Raw genomic sequence first — 17,586 nt, forward strand, 5'->3', positions numbered from 1 at the left:
GCGACCGTGAAGGACCAGCGAGAAAAACTGCACCGACCCTGTAGCCGCGCTTCACATAAGGTGGACATCGTGGACCTCGGCAGACTTCGGACATTGCGGGAGTTCGCGGATCGCGGCAGCGTCACGGCCGCGGCGACGGCGCTGCACTGCACCCCTTCGGCGGTGTCGCAGCAGCTGCGCGCGCTGCAGGCGGAGGTCGGTTTGCCGCTGACGGAACCCGACGGCCGCGGGCTGCGCCTCACGGACGCGGGCCGGGCGCTCGTCGCGCGCGCCGACGAGGTGCTCGCGGCGCTCGACCGCGCCGAGTCCGAGCTCGACACGTACCGCAGCGCGCCGCGCGGGCGGGTGCGGATCGCGATCTTCCAGTCGGCGGGCCTGATGCTGCTGCCGGGGCTGCTGACCCGCGTCGCGCAGTACGAAGGGCTCGAGGTGGACGTGCGCGACGTCGACATGACGCCGTCGGACGTGCCGTCGCTCGTCGCGGACTACGACGTGGTCGTGACCCACCGCGACGAGCACGCGCCGGAGTTCTCGTCCGACCGGCTCGAGGTCGTGCCGCTGCTGCGTGAGCCGCTCGACGTCGCGCTGCCCGCCGGCCACGCCCTCGCGCGCCGCCGCCGCGTGGACCTCGCCGACCTCGCGGACGAGCGCTGGATCTCCGTCGACCACGGCTTCCCCGTCGACGACGTGCTGCGCTCGCTCACCGTCCGCACGGGTGTGCGCCCGCAGATCGTCCAGCGCATCAACGACTTCCGCATCACCGAACGGCTCGTCGCCGCCGGTCACGGCATCGCCCTGCTGCCCCGCTACACGATGGACACGCGCCGGGGCAGTGGTCTGGTCGGCCGTCCGCTGGCCGGCATCCGCGCCGCGCGGCTGGTCGAGGTCGTGTGCCGGCGTGGCGCGTTGTCTCGTCCGGCGGTGTCGACGGTGATCGCGGAGCTGCGCGCGGAAGTGGCCGCGCTCACCGGCTAGCCGTGGACGCCCGGCGGATGCCGAACGTGATCGCCGCGCCCAGCAGCGTCGCGACGCCGAACGAGAGCAGCATGCTCACGCCGGGATCCGTGATGAGCTCGCCGCCCGCGTAGCCGAGGAAGGCGACATACGACGTCCAGAGCGTGACGCCGATCGCCGAGGCCGTGAAGAACTCGCCCATGGGCCAGCGCAGGGAGCCGGCGAGCAGCGCGCCGACAGTGCCGCCGGAGGGGAGCCAGCGCGCGACGACGAGGATCGGCCGTGGGTGGCGCTGCAGGCGGCCGTCGAGCCAGGCCAGTCCGGCGGCCATCTTGCCCCGGCGGCCGAGCCGTTCGAGTACGCGCGCGCCGCCGAAGCGACCGAGCGCGTAGAGGGCCTGGTCCGAGACCAGGCAGCCGACGGTGGCGACCGAGATCACCAGCGCGAGCGGCGTCCCGCCCTGCGCCGCGGCGATGCCCATGCCGAGGATCGTCACCTCGGTGGGCAGCAGCGGCACCAGCGAGACGACGAACAGCACGAGGAGTCCGACCGTCGTAGTGTCCACCCCTCCATTAACCGTCTCGCGGGCGCGGATGAAGCCCCTTCACCGGGTACTCACAGCAAGGCACAGGCGGTGCACAGCCGGCCCGAACCTTCCTCTAACCTCAGCCGAACGGTGACAGGTGTTGTCATGGTTTCGCGTGACCGTGGTCCGCATGAACCTTTCGGGAAAGATCGCCCTGGTCGCGGGCGGGACGCGCGGCGCGAGCCGGGCCATCGCGGTGGAGCTGGGGCGCGCGGGTGCGTTCGTTTACGTGACGGGGCGCAGCAGCCAGGCCGGCCGGTCCGAAGTGGACCGACCGGAGACGATCGAGGAAACCGTGTCGCTCATCGAGCGGGCGGGCGGCCAGGGCGAGGCGGTCCGCGTCGACCACCTGGAACCCGGCGAGGTGGCGGCGCTGGCCGAGCGGATCGACCGGCTCGACATCCTCGTCGACGGCCTCTGGGGCGGTGACCGCCACCTCGAGTGGGGCAAACCGGTGTGGGAGCACTCGCTGGAGGCGAGCCTGCGCATGATTCGCCTGGCGATCGACGCGCACCTGATCACGAGCCACCACCTGCTGCCGCTGCTGATCCGGCGGCCGGGTGGCCTGCTCGTCGAGCTCACCGACGGCACGGCCGAGTACAACGCGAAGTACCGCGCGGGCACGTCGTTGCCGTTCTACGTCGCGAAGGCTTCGGCGCACCTGCTGGCGATCGGTGAAGCCGCCGAGTTGACGCCGTACGGCTGCACGGCCGTCGCGTTCACCCCCGGCTACCTGCGGTCGGAGGCGATGCTGGAGATCTACGGCGTCACCGAGGAGAACTGGCGTGACGCGTGCGAACGCGTGCCGCACTTCGAGATCTCCGAGACGCCGACGTTCTGCGGCCGCACGATCGCCGCGTTGGCCGCGGACCCGGACCGCCACCGCTGGTCGGGGCAGACGGTGAGCAGCGGGCAGCTCGCGCGGGCCTACGAGGTCGACGACGTGGACGGCAGCCGGCCCGACGCGTGGCGCTACCTCGTGGAAGTGGCGGACGCCGGCAAGCCCGCGGACACCACCGGCTACCGCTGACCGTTGCGGGCGGCGAGCTCGGCGCCGATCTTCGCCAGCTCCGCGCGCAGCTCCGGCGGGTCGAGCACCTCGACGCCCGGGCTGAGCGCGACGAGCTGACCGAGGCCGATCTCGCCGCCCTCCAGCGCCAGCTCGGCCTCGGCCCAGCCGTCGGCGCCGGGTTCGCCCAGGGTCACCACGGTGTCCGCCAGGTGCTCGCCGCCGAACACCCGGCGCAGTTCTCGCACGGCGAGCCGGCTCAGCCGCGCCGTGACCCGCAGCGGCCGGTCGACCTGCTCGAACGTCGCCGACGACGCGCGCCACCACGCCGGCAGGTCGAAGTCGGCGGGGCGCTCGAAGCGCTCGGCCGGCTCGCCGGCGCGCAGGATCCGGGACACGCGGTACGTGCGGAAGCCGCCGTCGACGCGGGCCACGACGTACCAGACACCGGCCTTGAGCACGAGCCCCAGCGGCTCCAGCTCACGCTCCAGCTCCTTGTCCCGCCGCCGGTACGTGATCGCGAGCCGCCGTTGCGCCCACACCGCGCGCGAGACGGCGCTCAACGCCGGCGGCTCGTCGGCCGTACCCCACCAGCCCGGCGCGTCGAGGTGGAACCGGCCGGCGACGAGCGCGGCGTGCTCCCGCAGCTGCGCCGGCATCGCGGCGGACACCTTCGCGCGCGCCGCGCTGCCGGCGGTGCCGAGCCCGAGCCCGGCGAGCGCGTCGGGCACCCCGAGCGCGAACAACGCCACGGCCTCCCGCGCGGTGAGGCCTTCGAGCCCCGCCCGCCAGCCGTCGACGAGCCGGAAGCCACCGTACCGGCCCTGCTCCGTCCACAGTGGAACGCCGGCGTCGCGCAACGCCGCCAGGTCGCGGTGCATCGTGCGCTCGGACACACCCAGCTCCCCGGCCAGCTCGGCCGCGGTCGCGCTGCGGCGCCGCTGCAACGTGAACAGCAGCGCCACGAGCCTCTCCGCCTTCATGCCCCCAGAATGCCGTGAAGGCCACCTCCCGGGCGGGAGGTGGCCTTCACGAATCCAGTCAGCTCAGCGCTGGGCCCGGTTCACCGCGCTCACCACGGCGCGCAGCGACGACGTCACGATCGACGGGTCGATGCCCACGCCCCAGTAGACGCGGTCGGAGATCGCGCACTCGATGTACGACGCGGCGCGCGAGTCGTCGCCCGGGGTCAGGGTGTGCTCGCTGTAGTCCAGGAGCCGCAGGTCGAAGCCGACGGTGGACAGCGCGTCGAAGAACGCCGCGATGGGACCGTTGCCCCGGCCGGTGATGTCGTGCTCGTCGCCCTCGACGGTCACGGTGGCCTCGATGTCGTACTCGCCGCCACCGTTGTCGGTCACGCGCTGACGCACCAGCTCCAGCGGCGTGCGCGGCTCCAGGTACTCCTTGGCGAAGGCGTTCCACATCGTGGCCGGGTCGACCTCGCCGCCCTCGGTGTCGGTATAGGCCTGGACCACCTTCGAGAACTCGATCTGCAGGCGCCGCGGCAGGTCGAGCTGGTGCTCGGCCTTCATGATGTAGGCGACGCCGCCCTTGCCGGACTGCGAGTTCACGCGGATCACGGCCTCGTACGTGCGGCCGACGTCCTTCGGGTCGATCGGCAGGTACGGGACCTCCCACGGGTAGTCCTCGACCGGCACGCCCGCCTTGTCGGCGGCGTCCTTCAGCGCGTCGAGGCCCTTGTTGATCGCGTCCTGGTGGCTGCCGGAGAACGCGGTGAAAACCAGGTCGCCGCCCCACGGGGTGCGCTCGGCCACGGGCAGCTGGTTGCAGTACTCGACGGTGCGCTTGATCTCGTCGATGTCGGAGAAGTCGATCTGCGGGTCGATGCCCTGGCTGAACAGGTTCATGCCCAGCGCGACGAGGTCGACGTTGCCGGTGCGCTCGCCGTTGCCGAACAGGCAGCCCTCGATGCGGTCGGCGCCCGCCTGGTAGCCCAGCTCGGCGGCCGCGATGCCCGTACCGCGGTCGTTGTGCGGGTGCAGCGACAGGATCACCGAGTCGCGCCGCTCCAGGTTGCGGCTCATCCACTCGATCGAGTCGGCGTAGACGTTCGGGGTCGCCATCTCGACGGTCGCCGGCAGGTTCAGGATCACCGGCCGTTGAGGCGTCGGCTGCCAGATCTCGGTGACGGCGTTGCACACCTCGAGCGCGTACGACAGCTCGGTGCCGGTGTAGGACTCGGGCGAGTACTGGAAGCGGAACTCCGTGTCGGGCTGCTTGGCGGCGAGGTCGAGGACCATCTCCGCGCCCTGCGTCGCGATCTTCTTGATGCCTTCGCGTTCCTCGCGGAACACCACGCGCCGCTGCAGGATCGATGTCGAGTTGTAGATGTGCACGATCGCGCGCGGCGCGCCCTCCAGCGCCTTGAACGTGCGCTCGATGAGCTCGGGCCGGCACTGCGTCAGCACCTGGATGTGCACGTCGTCGGGGATCGCGCCCTCTTCGATGATCTCGCGCACGAAGTCGAAGTCGGTCTGCGACGCCGCCGGGAAGCCGACCTCGATCTCCTTGTAGCCCATGCGTACGAGCAGGTCGAAGAACTTGCGCTTGCGCGCGGGCGACATCGGGTCGATCAGGGCCTGGTTGCCGTCACGCAGGTCCACGGCGCACCACAGCGGCGCGCGCTCGATGCGCTTGTCCGGCCAGGTGCGGTCGGGCAGGTCGATGTTCTCGACGAGCTGGTACCACGGCTTGTAGCGGTGGACGGGCATCGACGTACCGCGCTGGGGGTTCCAGGCGGGCTGTCCCTGAGGCGCCGGACGAGACGGCGTGCGGACGCGGGACGAGGCCGTGCGGGGGTCGGTCGTGCTCATGGGTGAAGACGTCTCCTGACGAGGTGGGTGCGAACGACCGGCACCACGAAGCCCCGCGACGAGGAGCCGGTCTGGTCAGGCCCCGTCGCGGCAGCGAAGCAGGAGAGCACGCGCCACGCAGCCACCTTAACCGCGGACCGCGGCGGTTGTGAAGTCACCTCCGCGATCGAACTGTTACGTGCGGTGCGCACTACGTGTTACCAGCGGGTAGCGGCCAGGGGTGCGACGTGTCAGACTGCCGAACATGGCCGAGCACGCCGAACAAGCCCCCGAGAAGGACACCGAGCCACGGCCGAAGCGCGCCGAGATCGATTGGCGGCGTACCCGTGAGCAGGGGTTTTCCTTCTTGGCCACGCTCGTGCGGTGGGTCGGGCTGATCTTCGCCGCGATCCTCGTGCTGCACGTGATCTTCGTCGTCGGCGAGGCCAATCCGGCCAACGGGATCGTCTCGTTCGTCCGGAACTGGGCCGACTGGCTGTCAGTTGGCTTCAAGGACCTGTTCACCCCGAGTGACGCAAAACTCAGGGTCCTCGTGAACTACGGCATCGCGGCGATCTTCTGGCTCGTGGTGTCCGGGATCGTCGCGAAGATCCTCCGCCGCATCGGCGGTGCGGTCTCCTGACCCGGTGGCGGCCTGCCTCGCGGACGGCCCGCCCACGCGTCGGACGGTGGCTCAGGACTGCCAGGTGATCGGCTTGTCGCCGTAGTCGGTGTCCGGCGCCTGGTCCTGGTACGAGCTCTCGTCGTACTCCGCGCCGGTGACCGACGTGCCCGGGCCGGCCAGCGCGAGCACGCAACTCTCGAACGTCGCGCCCTTCGTGGTGAAGTCCTTGCCCGCGTCGCCGCTGTCGCACTTGTCGAACGTGCCGATCACGGACACACCCTGCGCCTGGGAACCGTCGGGCAGCAGCGCGTTCATCAGGCCGAGCGACGTGTACGAAAAGTCCGCGCCGCTCTCGTTCGACACGGTGACGCGCACGTAGTACGGCGTCATGCCCTTGGCCTTGACGCCGAGGTCGAGCGGCGCGAGGTCGGCCTCGGTGCCCTTGTCGATCGACTTGACCGTGACGCCGATCGAGCCCGTGTGCCCCTCGGACTTGAACGGCACGACGGCTTTCTGGCCCAGCTTGAGCTTGGTGCCCTGCTGCGTGAACCCGCCGGCCGACGTGGTGTCCGCCGTCCCGGCGGTGCTGCTGTCGGGCGCGCTGCCGGTGGTGTTGCTGCTGCTCGGGCTCGGCGCCGGGGTGCCGGCCGCAGCCGACGGCGTGCCGCTCGTCTCTCCCGAGCAGCCGGCCAGAGCCGGCGCTGCCGCGGAGACCCCCAGGGCCGCCAGCACACGACTACGCATTTCGTTCTCTCCTCGTGTCCACCCAGTGTGTGCCGGCTTCGATGCGGCCTCTCGACCAGCGGTTCCGTAGTCCGCCGACGTTACTGGGCGACGCGAAGTGAATGCGGTCAGTCGTCCAGCGCGGGGGTGCCCCATTCGCCGCTGAAGGCGAACTCGTTCAACGGGATGCGCTGGCGCGGTTTGAGCTCGCGTTCGACACGCCTTTCGTCGTCGAGCACGCTCGCGTCGGCCGGGTGCCCGACGGCGATGGCCACGCGGGGCACCGCGTTGTCGGGCAACCCGAACGACGAGCGCACGGCGTCGGGGGAGAAGCCCGCCATCTGGTGCGCGATGAGGCCGAGTTCGACCGCCTGCAGCACGAGGTTTTCACTCGCCAAGCCGAGGCCGTACTCGGCGTACGGGACGTCGCCCTTCTCGTTCGCGGTGACCATCACGCCGATCAGCAGCGCGCCCGCGCGGAACGCCCACGCCTGGTTGCCGGTGTTGAGCGTCGCGAGGATGCGGGCGAACGTCGGGTCGCCGCGCCGCCCGACGAGGTAGCGGGCCGGCTGCGTGTTGCCGAACGACGGCGCCCAGCGCGCGGCTTCGAGGAGGGTTACCAGTTGGTGGGACGTGACTTCCGCTGCGGCGTCGTAGGCGCGGGGGCTCCAGCGCTCGGCGATGGCCGGCAGGACGGGTACACGGGTCTCGGCGGGTTTGCGCACGTTCCGCACCGTAGTACGGGAGAAGTGCTCTCCGTCACTCCGGCGGAAGGGCTTCGAACATTTCCGTGGTGTTAAGGAAAATTTACTTCGACCACACCCCTGATCGGTGTGCGCCGCCACTCGATTGAGTGGCGAGCGCTGCCCGCCCCGGTAGAGTTTCGCCCAAGTGAAGGGACGCGGGGGCTCCTCGGTGCCCACCAGGAGCAGACCCGGCCCGTCAAGGAGGTTCGGGCTGTGGCCCTCGTGGTCCAGAAGTACGGCGGTTCGTCGCTGGAAAGTGCCGACCGGATCAAGCGCGTCGCCGAGCGGATCGTCGCCACCAAGAAGGCCGGCAACGACGTCGTGGTGGTGTGCTCGGCGATGGGTGACACCACCGACGAGCTGCTCGACCTGGCGCAGCAGGTGAACCCGGCGCCGCCGGAGCGCGAGATGGACATGCTGCTCACGGCCGGTGAGCGCATTTCGAACGCGCTCGTGGCCATGGCGATCTCGGCGCACGGCGCGGAGGCGTGGTCGTTCACCGGGTCGCAGGCCGGTCTCGTCACGACGTCGGTCCACGGCAACGCGCGCATCATCGACGTGACGCCGAGCCGCGTCACGGAAGCGCTGGAGCAGGGCTACGTCGCGCTGGTCGCCGGTTTCCAGGGCGTGTCGCAGGACACCAAGGACATCACGACGCTCGGCCGCGGTGGTTCGGACACCACCGCCGTGGCGCTCGCCGCGGCGCTGGGCGCCGACGTGTGCGAGATCTACTCCGATGTGGACGGTGTGTACTCCGCCGACCCGCGGATCGTGCCGGACGCCAGGAAACTCGACACCATCCCGTACGAGGAGATGCTGGAGCTCGCCGCGAGCGGCTCGAAGATCCTGCACCTGCGTTCGGTCGAGTACGCGCGCCGCTACGGCGTGCCGATCCGAGTCCGTTCTTCCTACAGTGACAAACCGGGCACCACCGTGACCGGGTCAATCGAGGAGATCCCCGTGGAACAAGCGCTGATCACCGGTGTGGCACACGACCGTTCGGAGGCCAAGATCACGGTCACCGGCGTGCCGGACCACGCCGGCGCGGCCGCCCGGATCTTCCGCGTGATCGCCGACGCGGAGATCGACATCGACATGGTGCTGCAGAACGTGTCCAGCACCGTCTCGGGTCGCACCGACATCACGTTCACGCTGTCGAAGGCCAACGGCGCCAAGGCCGTGCAGGAGCTCGAGAAGGTCAAGACCGAGATCGGGTTCGAGACCGTGCTCTACGACGACCACGTCGGCAAGGTCTCGCTCGTCGGCGCGGGGATGCGCTCGCACCCCGGTGTCACGGCGACGTTCTGCGAGGCGCTCGCGCAGTCGGGCGTCAACATCGAAATCATCAACACCTCGGAGATCCGCATTTCGGTGCTGATCCGCGACGCGCAGCTCGACGACGCCGTGCGCGCGATCCACGAGGCGTTCGAACTCGGCGGCGACGAAGAAGCCGTCGTCTACGCGGGGAGTGGTCGCTGATGGGCAACGGTCTGCGCGTCGGAGTGGTCGGGGCGACCGGCCAGGTCGGCGGTGTGATGCGGAAGCTACTGGAGGAGCGCAACTTCCCGGTGGACGAGATCCGCTACTTCGCGTCCTCCCGGTCGGCCGGCTCCAAGTTGCCCTGGCGCGGCGAGGAGATCACGGTCGAGGACACCGCGACGGCGGATCCGTCCGGTTTGGACGTCGCGCTGTTTTCCGCGGGTGCTTCGACTTCGCGTGAGCAGTCGCCGCGGTTCTCCGCCGCGGGTGTGACGGTGATCGACAACTCGTCGGCGTTCCGCCGTGACCCGGACGTGCCGCTGGTCGTCAGCGAGGTCAACCCGGAAGCGATCAAGGAAGCGCGCAAGGGGATCATCGCGAACCCCAACTGCACCACCATGGCCGCCATGCCGGTCCTCAAGCCGCTGCACGACGAGGCGGGCCTCACGCGTCTGCTCGTGAGCACCTACCAGGCGGTGTCCGGCAGTGGGCTCGCCGGCGTGGACGAACTGGCGGCCCAGGTGAACGCCGTCGCGTCCCGCGCCGCCGCGTTGACGCACGACGGGTCCGCTGTGGACTTCCCGGCGCCGGCGAAGTACGTCGCGCCGATCGCGTTCAACGTACTTCCGATGGCCGGGTCCGTTGTGGACGACGGCTCGTTCGAGACGGACGAAGAACAGAAGCTGCGCAACGAAAGCCGCAAGATCCTCGGGCTGCCTTCGCTCTTGGTGGCCGGGACGTGCGTCCGGGTGCCGGTGTTCTCGGGCCACGCGTTGTCGATCAACGCGGAGTTCTCGTCGCCGATCTCGGTTTCCCGCGCGACGGAGCTGCTTTCGGGCGCGCCCGGCGTGCAGCTGTCGGAGGTGCCGACGCCGCTGCAGGCCGCGGGCAAGGACCCGAGCTTCGTGGGCCGCATCCGCGCCGACCAGAGCGCTCCGGAAGGTCGCGGGCTCGCGTTGTTCGTGGCGACGGACAACCTGCGCAAGGGCGCCGCGCTGAACGCGGTGCAGATCGCGGAGCTGGTGGCCGCGAACCGCTGAGTTTCCCTGTGTGACCGCCCGGCCCCGCTTTCCCGTGGGCCGGGCGGTTTTCACTTCTTCCTCCGCGGGGTGATCACGGGCAGCCCGAACGCCACCCTCAGCTCGGGCTTCTGCAGCGGCCGCAGCACCGCCTGGATCAGGAACCCCCACACGAACACGGCCGGCGCACCCGCCGATCCACCGGAACTCGACGTGAACGCGACGAGCAAGCCGATCAAGAGCACCAGCGCGAACGCGCACTCGAGGCCCAAGATCGTCTTCACGACCACACCCCGCCGCCGTCCGAGGAGCGCAGCGCACACGACGAGCGCCACGGTCAGCGCCGCGTTGACCGACACCAGCACCAGCGGCCAGACGACGTCACCGGCGCCCCCGTGGCCCGCGACGAGGAACCACAGGAAGCCCGCGAGCAGCAGGTAGAGCGCCGCCTGACCGGCGATCGCCCACCGCGCCGCGCGGATCCCCTTGCGCACCTCCTCCTCTGCGCCCGGCCCCGTCATCGGCACGGGCCGGTACGGCCCGGGGTTCGGGTTGAACACGGCATGCACCACCTCTCGTCCACTCACTCGCTCCCTGCCGCGGCCGGCCAAGCCCACCACAGGCGGGCCGGGACCGGTCCCCGCGTGGCTTCGGCCGTGGTCGGCGGTGCGGTGGACTGCGCCCGGGGCCACGGTCCACCGCATCGCGCTGAGGGAGCCCGCCCCGAGGGCCGGCACTACGGTTGCCGCGGCTGTGCAACCAATTGGTCCAGGGGGTCGTCCACTCGCTCTTTATCCGCCGTGGCCGCCAAGACGATCACAGGCGGGCCGGCATTGGTCCCCGCGTGGCTGCGGCAGTGGTCGGCGGTGCGTGGACCAGCCGCCTGGACCGCCGCTCCACTTTGCGGGTTCCACAGCACTGAGGGCGCCCTCTCGAGAAGTGGCACTGCAGCGGTCGGCCAAGCCCACCACGGGCGGGTCGGGACCGGCCCGGTCCGGCTTCGGCCGTCATCGGCGGTGCGTTGGACAACGACCGGCGCCACCGTCCGCCGGCGGCGCCGCAGCAATGAGCGCCCATCCGCCCCGGCCGCCACGATCGCCGCGACGACTGCGCACCCGATTGGTCCAGGGCAACCGTGTCGTCCAGTTGCTCGTTCCCTGCCGCGGCCGGTCGAGAGCAGCATCGGCGGGTCGTGGCCGACCCTCGTGCGGCTTGGGCCGTCATCGGCGGTGCGTTGAGCAGCCTCCTGGACCACCGCGCCGCTGCAGGTTCCGCCGCTCTGAAGACACCTTTCCCGAGGACCGGCACCACGATCGTGGCGCCGACTGCGCACCGATTGGTCCAGGGCAACCCGGCCGAACCAGCGGGATTTTCGGCGGCGGCCCGGCATTCCGGAGATCTTCCAAACCCGCCTCCGAACCGCCTCCGTTCGCGTCCCCTACGCGGACGAATCTCTTACGCCACAGGAGAATCCTGACTTGTCCACAACTCACTCACGCTGTGGACAACCCGCCGCGTCTCCGAGTTTTGTCGGTGCCGGCCGGTAGAATGGAGCGGGGCCGCCCCCCTAAGGGGAGCGGTGGGGGCATGTCTGGCGGCCGGGTGTTTGCCGCAACAGCGAGCCGGCCGAACCTTGCCGGCACCGGCTGGAGGAGCGGCAACCACCAGCTCAGTGCGGCCCCGCTGACGCACCAGCGAAACCTCCGCCACCACGCCAAACCAAGCGCACCAGTTGCAATCAGGCGCAGCCGGGCAGCGCCCCGGCATCTGGGCGCCAAGAAGCCCTCAACCACTCACCGCGGCGCGAGGCACCGGCCGGTACTCCGGTGACACCCCCGCGACCACCAGCACCATCCGCAGCGGCAGCACGTCCGGCGACACCGCCGCAGCGGCGTCGAGGGCGGCGGTGATCTCCTCGGCGCCCGGGTCGCCCACCACCATCTCCGGGGGGCCCGGCCACGCCATGCGCCAGTGCACCACCCGTGCGTCCGCGAGTGCCGCCGTGACCACGAGCGACAGGCGCTGGCGCACGGAGGCCACGACGTCCGCCGCGCCGGGTTTGGCGAGGGAGGCGAGGTCGCCGGAGGTGAGGCGGTCCAGGGCGTCGCCCAGGGAGAGGCCGCCGAGGACCTCCAGGGCGGACCGCGTGACGGCGTGGCGCTGTGAGAGGTCGGCCAGGGTGTCCCAGTCGGCGCGGGGCATGGCGCGCTGCTCGTCGGTGAGGAGTTCCGAGAAGGCCTGGTCGAGCGTCGATTCGGCGGCCAGCAGGGCGCTCGCCCGGGGTTCGTCGCCCAGGGGCAGCTCGGCGTCGAGCAGCCGGCGGAAACCGGCCATGGGCCGTGAAGGCAGGTAGCCCGCCCGCAGACCGAGCGCGGCGTAGCGGCGGAGGAACCGTTCCCACAGCTCCTCGAGCACCTCACGCTCCCACTGGACGTCCACGGGATCCCGCGAAGCCCATACGCGCTCCGCGACCCGCACGTAGTACGCGGTGAACGCCCGCACCACCGGCCGCGTCCACGCGCCGAGGCCGCGCGCGTGCGCCAGCGCGTCCCGCGCTCGCGAGAGCACGCGCACACCCCACGCGATCACGCGCCCGAAGCGGATGTCCTGCTGGAACGCGGTACGCAGGAGCGCCCGCAGCTGATCCGGGTTCACCGCGGCCAGCAGCGGGACGCCGATCACGAGCCGCCGTCGCGACAGCAGCCGCACGGCGACGCCCGCGTCGAGGTGCACCGACGTCGGCTCGCGGGCCCCGGCGTCGGCGGCCACCGAGCGCACGAGTGCCCACACCTTCGCCGACGACGCGTCGAGGCTGACCTTCGGCGCGCGGTCGTCACCCGAGCACAGCGCCTTGACCAGCACCGCGAGCCCCGGCGCGACGAGCAGCGGAAGCAACGAGAACGGGGACATCGCGGCGAGCAGCAGCACCTCCACCGCCACGAACCCGCCGATGGCGACGGCCACCGCCAGCGCGAACGCACCGAGTAGCCCCACCGCGAGCAGCGCCACCCGGACCTCCCTCGTGCGCAGCGATCATCGTGCCGGATATCGCTGGAGGGACCGATCACGTTTCTGCGAAACCAGCCACCAGTGTGGCGGAGCGGACCACCCGGCACACCGGTACTCACCACGGGCCCGCGCGGACCGGGGTCAGCCCTTGGCCGCCTGGTAACAGGCGAGGTAGCGGATCTTGCGGAACTCCACGATCGGTCCCTTCCCGCTGTACGCCCACATCGTGGCGTCCGCGTGCACGCCGAGGTGGCGGAACTGCTCCACGGCCTCGCGGCCGCGCCCGAGCTCGACGAGCGCCCGCGCGGCGTACGCCCGGCTGGTCGCCGTCCCTGGCGCGTCACGGCCTTCGCCTTCGAGCCAGGGCAGCAGCCGATCGACGGCCGACGCGACGCGCGGGTCCTGCCACGCCCCGTCGACCCCGCCGAAGTGCGCCTCGTGCGCCGCCTCCAGCGGCAGCCACGCCAGCTTCGGGTGCTTCGCCGCGCCTTCCTCGGCGAACGCCCACATCAGCTCGTGCGAGCCACCCCACTTCGCGCACCAGTACTGCAGCGCCGAGCCGTGCGCGGCGAGGTTCACCGGGTCGCGGGCGACCAGCTGGGCCCACACTTCGCGGAACGCGTTGTTGTCGTACTGCCGGCCGCGCGCGATCGTCAGCATCGTCACCCACGGCGTGGGGTCCGCGGGCGCCAGCGCGGCCGCCTCGCGGGCGGCGGGCTCGGCGGATTCGAGGATCGCGAAGAACTTCGCCCACTGCTCCCGGCTCACGTGCTGGGCTTGCAGCCCGCTGCGAACCTGCCAGGCCAGCCGCAGCAGACCGTCGGCGTTGACGGCGGCGACGCTCGGGTCGCCCGGCCGCTCGGCCCGCCAGCGCTCGAGCCCCGTCTCGTCGTTCGCGACGACGTCGCCGAGCCGGCCCACGAGGGAAGCACGTCGGTCCCAGTTTGTCCCGATCGTGGTGAGCAGCTGCGCCGCCGCCCGCCAGTCACCGCTCGCGAGCGCCTGCCGGGCCGAGTCGATCTCGGCGTCGGGGATGAACTCGGCGGCCGTGACCTCGGCGTCCGGCGGCAGGCCGAACTGCGCCACCTCCGGCATCTCGACCTTGGGCTCGTTTTCGGCCTTCGGCTTGTTCTTGGCCGGCGGCACGTACCGGGCGAGGTCCTCGCGGCTGAGCGACGAAGCGAACTGCTCGACGGTCATCCCGCGTTCCCGGGCGGCCTTGGCCAGTGCGATCGCCGTCTTCCGGCGTCTCGAATCGAACAGCACGCTGAGAATTCCCACGGTGGAACGGTTCCTTTCAGGACAGCACAGGATCGGTTGCGGACAACAACGCTCGCAGCGCGCGGGTGTCCCCGGCGACGGCGGCGTCGAGTGCCGGGGTGAGCGATTCGCCGTACGGTTCGGCGAGCACCAGCTCGGCGGGCCCGGACCACGACAGCCGCCAGCGCGCGGCACCCGAGGCGGCGAGTGCCGAAGTGACCACAATGGACAGCCTTGTGCGCGCGGAGGCCCCGAGCAGCTCCCGGCGGGCGCGCGGGCCGGCGTTGGCCGGAACCTTGACGTCCGGGTCGGCCAGCTCGTCGAGCTTCCCGTTGTCGAGTGCGTCGAGCAACGAGGACATCGAACGGCCACGCGCGATCTTTCCGGCGTTTTCGAAGAATTCATTTCGCATGCCGACGTCGACGACCGTCTGCCAGTCCGTGCGCTTCTTCTTCCGGGCTTCGTCGGACAGGCCCGTGAGCATCCCGGCGTCGAGCACGGCCTCGGCGTTGCGGAGGATCGCGGCAGCCGGCCGGGCGCCGCCCGGCAGCACCGGCACCCGTGGTGCGGCTTCGAGGACCGCGATGCGCTCGAGTGTGGCGGGGTGGCTGTCGTACGGGGAAACGTCGTGCTGGGGCGGGTTGCGTCGCACCTCGGCCAGCTCCTCGGCCCGGTGTTCGTCGGCCAGGAGCTGCCGGTAGCCCTCGGCCAGCCGGGCGGGCAGGTAGCCGGCTCGCCACCCGATGGTCGCGTAGGTGTTGATGAAGAACCGCCACAGGACCTCGAGCGCTTCGATCTCGCGCAACGCGCTGGTCGCCGCGGCGGTGCCCGCGACGCGCGCGGCCGCGGCGTCCGCGGCGAGCTCCTGGTCGCGGCTCACGCGCATGGACACCGTGAAGTACAGCTTGGCGTAGCCCTTGAACAGCGGTCGCAGGTACCGCCCGAGGCCACCGGTGTCGATCAGTCCACCCACGACCCGGCCGATCGCCTGCCGGCCGCGGTAGGTCGCGCCGCCGAAGCGGGTGTCGCGGTTGCTGTAGTGCCCGAGCTCGTGGCCGAGTACGGAGCGGAGCTGGTCCGTGCGCAGTCCTGCGAACAGTTGCGCGCCGATGAACATCCGGCGACGTTTCACCCGCAACCCGAGCCAGCGCGTCTGCTCCTGGACGGCCGCGTTGACCTCCGGCACCAGGTAGATCTCGTCAGGCGGCCGGGTGCCGACGGCGTCGGCGAGTTCGCGCACCACCGCCCACAACTCGGGCTGCGCTTCGGGGGTGAGCGGCAGGCCGGAGACGTCGTCGTCGCGGGCGCGCTCGATGGTGAACAGCGCCTGCAGCAGCACGTAGACCGCCGGCACGGCGAAAATGGCGAGGCGCACCCCGGTGGCCGGCCGGTCCTGGAACGCGTAGATCTCCAGCGCCACGATCGCCGCGACGATCAGCAGCACCAGCACCGGGAATCCGGCCAGCAGCACGACAGCGAGCAAGGCTCGCGAAGAGTTCTTCATGGAAACGCGAAATCCTCCCAAGCGGCGCATCGAGCGCCGGGCTCGATCATCCTGCCGGATATCGACGGGACCGTCGATTTCGTTTCGCTCACGAAACAACTTCCGGCCAGTGCAATCAGGCAAAGCGCCACAATTCGGACAGTCAGTTTGCCGTCGGCTACTGTGGACCCCTGACTGTCCTGTTCGGCCAGTTCGCGGGCCTGGTGTCGGCTGGTGGGAAACTCTCTGCTCAGCAAGTCGCCGCAACGTGCCCATGCCGGCGCGTCCGCCCGCACGCCGCAGGCCGGAACTGCTGCACGTCCTCGATGCCCGGCCCGAGTTTCCCGAGCTGAGTCCCTATCCAGCGCCGAACAACCCTCGCCGTCGAGCCAACGAACGCGTGCTGGGTCTCGTCGATCTCCGCGGCCGCGATGAAGGTCGGGGCCGTGACCTCGTCGTCCGGCGGGAGGCTCACCGCGGGCGGTACGACCTCAGGCCAATGGACGACGCCGGACTTCCGGCGGCGCGAATCAGGCAGGATCTCCACGAACGACTTCCGTCTCAAGCTGGAACGCGGCTGGTTCCGGGGAGCACGGCGCGCAGCGGTGCGGTGTTCCCGGCCGCGGCGGCTTCGAGCGCCGGGAAGAGCGCTCCGGCGTATCGCGGGCTGAGCAGCAGCTCGGACGAGCCCGACCACGAGATCGTCCACTTCGCGCCGCCCTCGGAGGCGAGGTGTGACAGGGCCACAATGGATAGTCGGTGTGGCTGGCCTCGCGCAGCAGCTCCCGGCGCGCCGCCACGTCGGCGCCCGGCGGAATCTGCAGGCGGGGTCGGCCGGGTCCTCGATCCGGCCCGCGTCCAGTGCGTCGAGAAAGTCGGCGATCGAACGGCCGTTGGCGATCGTCGCCGCGAGCCGCCGGAAATCATGCCGGGACGAGACGTCTGTCTCCCAGTCGGTGCGCTGCTTCGCGAGTGCTTCGGCCGGAAGATCGGCGACCCACACGGCGTCGAGGACCGCACCGGCGTCGCGGGGCAGTTCGGTCGCCGGTCGCTCGCCGCCCTCGGCCACAGGGACGACCGGAGCCGCTTCGAGGACCGCGATGCGGTCGGGCATCGCCGGGTGGCTGTCGAACGACGACGTCGTGCGCTCGCTCGGGTTCCGCCGGAGCTTTGCCAGCTCCCGAGCACGGCTTTCGTCGGAGCCGGCCGCCCAGCCCCGCATCAGGTCGTCGAAGACGAACGACTGCCACCCGGGCGACAGTGCAGCGATCCGGCGCAGGGCACCGACCGCCGCGCCGGTGGCCGCGACCTCAGCGGACGCGACGTCGGCGGCGAGCTCCTGGGCACGGCCGACGCGCGCCGACACCGAGAAGTAGAGCGAGCCGTACGCCTGGAAGAGCGGACGCACCAGCCGGCCGGACCACGAGGCACCGTCGAGTCCACTCCGGACTCGCATGATCACGACCCGACCGCGATAGGTGGCGACCGCGAAGCGGGTGTCGCGATTGCCGTGGTGCGCCAGTTCGTGGCCGAGCACGGCCCGGAACTCGTCGACGCGCAGCCCGGCGAACAGCGGAGCGCCGATGGCCGGCCTTCGCCGTGTGACCCGCAGCCCGAACCACCGCCCACAACTCGGGTTGTACTTCTGCGGTGATTGGCACGCCCTCGTCGTCGCGCAAGCGGTCGAACGTGAACGGCGGCGAAGACGGCGAACTCGACCTCGTGGGAGAGCTGGGCGTGGAACGCGTTCACCTCCACCACCACGGTCGCGGCCACGAGCGCCAGTACCCGCACCGGGAACCCGGCCAGGCAAGCCGACAGCGAGCAGTGCTCGAGCGGAGTTCTTCATGGACTGACGGATCCTCCCGCCGAGGGCACCG

General features: G+C 70.9%; 15 protein-coding genes. 5 read left to right on the plus strand and 10 right to left on the minus strand.

Going from position 1 to position 17,586, the window contains the following annotated elements; all coding sequences use genetic code 11:
• Nucleotides 1-69 precede the first annotated feature (69 nt).
• Nucleotides 70-975 carry a LysR family transcriptional regulator gene (locus I6J71_RS47200; RefSeq protein WP_204092796.1) on the plus strand — a complete coding sequence of 302 codons (906 nt, stop codon included), beginning with the start codon at nucleotides 70-72 and terminating at the stop codon, nucleotides 973-975.
• Here the strand turns inward: I6J71_RS47200 and I6J71_RS47205 are convergent.
• The gene (locus I6J71_RS47205; RefSeq protein ID WP_204092797.1) at nucleotides 965-1,519 is read right to left on the minus strand and encodes a DedA family protein; all 555 of its coding nucleotides are present in this window, start codon (nucleotides 1,517-1,519) and stop codon (nucleotides 965-967) included. The genes I6J71_RS47200 and I6J71_RS47205 overlap by 11 nt on opposite strands.
• Nucleotides 1,520-1,670: 151 nt before the next feature.
• Between I6J71_RS47205 and I6J71_RS47210 the strand changes: the two genes are divergently transcribed.
• On the plus strand, nucleotides 1,671-2,570 hold the full coding sequence (locus I6J71_RS47210; RefSeq protein ID WP_204092798.1) for an SDR family oxidoreductase: 900 nt from the start codon (nucleotides 1,671-1,673) through the stop codon (nucleotides 2,568-2,570).
• Here the strand turns inward: I6J71_RS47210 and I6J71_RS47215 are convergent.
• Together I6J71_RS47215 and leuA are read right to left on the minus strand one after the other, a co-directional pair.
• Nucleotides 2,561-3,532, minus strand: a complete 972-nt coding sequence (locus I6J71_RS47215) for a YafY family protein (RefSeq protein ID WP_204092799.1) — start codon at nucleotides 3,530-3,532, stop codon at nucleotides 2,561-2,563. The two genes, I6J71_RS47210 and I6J71_RS47215, sit on opposite strands and share 10 nt — an antisense overlap.
• Nucleotides 3,533-3,595: 63 nt before the next feature.
• Nucleotides 3,596-5,383, minus strand: coding sequence for a 2-isopropylmalate synthase (leuA, locus tag I6J71_RS47220; protein WP_204092800.1), 1,788 nt, complete (start codon nucleotides 5,381-5,383; stop codon nucleotides 3,596-3,598).
• Between the two features lie 244 nt (nucleotides 5,384-5,627).
• On the opposite strand from leuA, the gene I6J71_RS47225 reads away from it, so the two are divergent.
• Complete coding sequence (locus I6J71_RS47225; RefSeq protein ID WP_204092801.1) at nucleotides 5,628-6,005, plus strand: hypothetical protein; 378 nt, start codon at nucleotides 5,628-5,630, stop codon at nucleotides 6,003-6,005.
• A 51-nt stretch (nucleotides 6,006-6,056) separates the two neighbouring features.
• Here I6J71_RS47225 and I6J71_RS47230 read toward each other — a convergent pair whose 3' ends face one another.
• Nucleotides 6,057-6,731 carry a hypothetical protein gene (locus tag I6J71_RS47230; RefSeq protein ID WP_204092802.1) on the minus strand — a complete coding sequence of 225 codons (675 nt, stop codon included), beginning with the start codon at nucleotides 6,729-6,731 and terminating at the stop codon, nucleotides 6,057-6,059.
• Between the two features lie 107 nt (nucleotides 6,732-6,838).
• Nucleotides 6,839-7,435 (minus strand): nitroreductase family protein, encoded by a 597-nt coding sequence (locus I6J71_RS47235; RefSeq protein ID WP_204092803.1) that lies wholly within the window; start codon nucleotides 7,433-7,435, stop codon nucleotides 6,839-6,841.
• Nucleotides 7,436-7,669: 234 nt separating this feature from the next.
• Here I6J71_RS47235 and I6J71_RS47240 point away from each other — a divergent pair, with 234 nt between their 5' ends.
• On the plus strand, nucleotides 7,670-8,935 hold the full coding sequence (locus tag I6J71_RS47240) for an aspartate kinase (RefSeq protein WP_204092804.1): 1,266 nt from the start codon (nucleotides 7,670-7,672) through the stop codon (nucleotides 8,933-8,935).
• Entirely contained in the window at nucleotides 8,935-9,975 is a 1,041-nt protein-coding gene (locus tag I6J71_RS47245; protein WP_204092805.1) for an aspartate-semialdehyde dehydrogenase, read from the plus strand. Before I6J71_RS47240 ends, I6J71_RS47245 begins: the two co-directional genes overlap by 1 nt.
• A 50-nt stretch (nucleotides 9,976-10,025) precedes the next feature.
• Here I6J71_RS47245 and I6J71_RS47250 read toward each other — a convergent pair whose 3' ends face one another.
• The 5 genes from I6J71_RS47250 to I6J71_RS47270 form a co-directional block, all read right to left on the minus strand.
• Nucleotides 10,026-10,541, minus strand: a complete 516-nt coding sequence (locus tag I6J71_RS47250) for a hypothetical protein (RefSeq protein ID WP_204092806.1) — start codon at nucleotides 10,539-10,541, stop codon at nucleotides 10,026-10,028.
• A gap of 1,198 nt (nucleotides 10,542-11,739) precedes the next feature.
• Nucleotides 11,740-12,963, minus strand: a complete 1,224-nt coding sequence (locus I6J71_RS47255; protein ID WP_204092807.1) for a hypothetical protein — start codon at nucleotides 12,961-12,963, stop codon at nucleotides 11,740-11,742.
• A gap of 141 nt (nucleotides 12,964-13,104) precedes the next feature.
• Nucleotides 13,105-14,244, minus strand: coding sequence for a DUF4034 domain-containing protein (locus I6J71_RS47260; RefSeq protein WP_239154320.1), 1,140 nt, complete (start codon nucleotides 14,242-14,244; stop codon nucleotides 13,105-13,107).
• A gap of 16 nt (nucleotides 14,245-14,260) precedes the next feature.
• A complete protein-coding gene (locus tag I6J71_RS47265; RefSeq protein ID WP_204092808.1) occupies nucleotides 14,261-15,727 on the minus strand; it encodes a M48 family metalloprotease in 1,467 nt (488 codons plus the stop codon).
• Between the two features lie 229 nt (nucleotides 15,728-15,956).
• Nucleotides 15,957-17,243, minus strand: coding sequence for a M48 family metalloprotease (locus I6J71_RS47270; RefSeq protein ID WP_239154321.1), 1,287 nt, complete (start codon nucleotides 17,241-17,243; stop codon nucleotides 15,957-15,959).
• Nucleotides 17,244-17,586: the final 343 nt, after the last annotated feature.

It is taken from the genome of Amycolatopsis sp. FDAARGOS 1241, from assembly GCF_016889705.1.
Taxonomy (GTDB): Bacteria; Actinomycetota; Actinomycetes; order Mycobacteriales; family Pseudonocardiaceae; genus Amycolatopsis.

What these genes read in the sequence shown, in the direction of transcription:
- I6J71_RS47245 (WP_204092805.1), top strand. Translation starts at nt 8,935, where the DNA reads ATGGGCAACGGTCTGCGCGTCGGAGTGGTCGGGGCGACCGGCCAGGTC.
- I6J71_RS47225 (WP_204092801.1), top strand. Translation starts at nt 5,628, where the DNA reads ATGGCCGAGCACGCCGAACAAGCCCCCGAGAAGGACACCGAGCCACGG.
- I6J71_RS47265 (WP_204092808.1), bottom strand. Translation starts at nt 15,727, where the DNA reads ATGAAGAACTCTTCGCGAGCCTTGCTCGCTGTCGTGCTGCTGGCCGGA.
- leuA (WP_204092800.1), bottom strand. Translation starts at nt 5,383, where the DNA reads ATGAGCACGACCGACCCCCGCACGGCCTCGTCCCGCGTCCGCACGCCG.
- I6J71_RS47210 (WP_204092798.1), top strand. Translation starts at nt 1,671, where the DNA reads ATGAACCTTTCGGGAAAGATCGCCCTGGTCGCGGGCGGGACGCGCGGC.
- I6J71_RS47230 (WP_204092802.1), bottom strand. Translation starts at nt 6,731, where the DNA reads ATGCGTAGTCGTGTGCTGGCGGCCCTGGGGGTCTCCGCGGCAGCGCCG.
- I6J71_RS47215 (WP_204092799.1), bottom strand. Translation starts at nt 3,532, where the DNA reads ATGAAGGCGGAGAGGCTCGTGGCGCTGCTGTTCACGTTGCAGCGGCGC.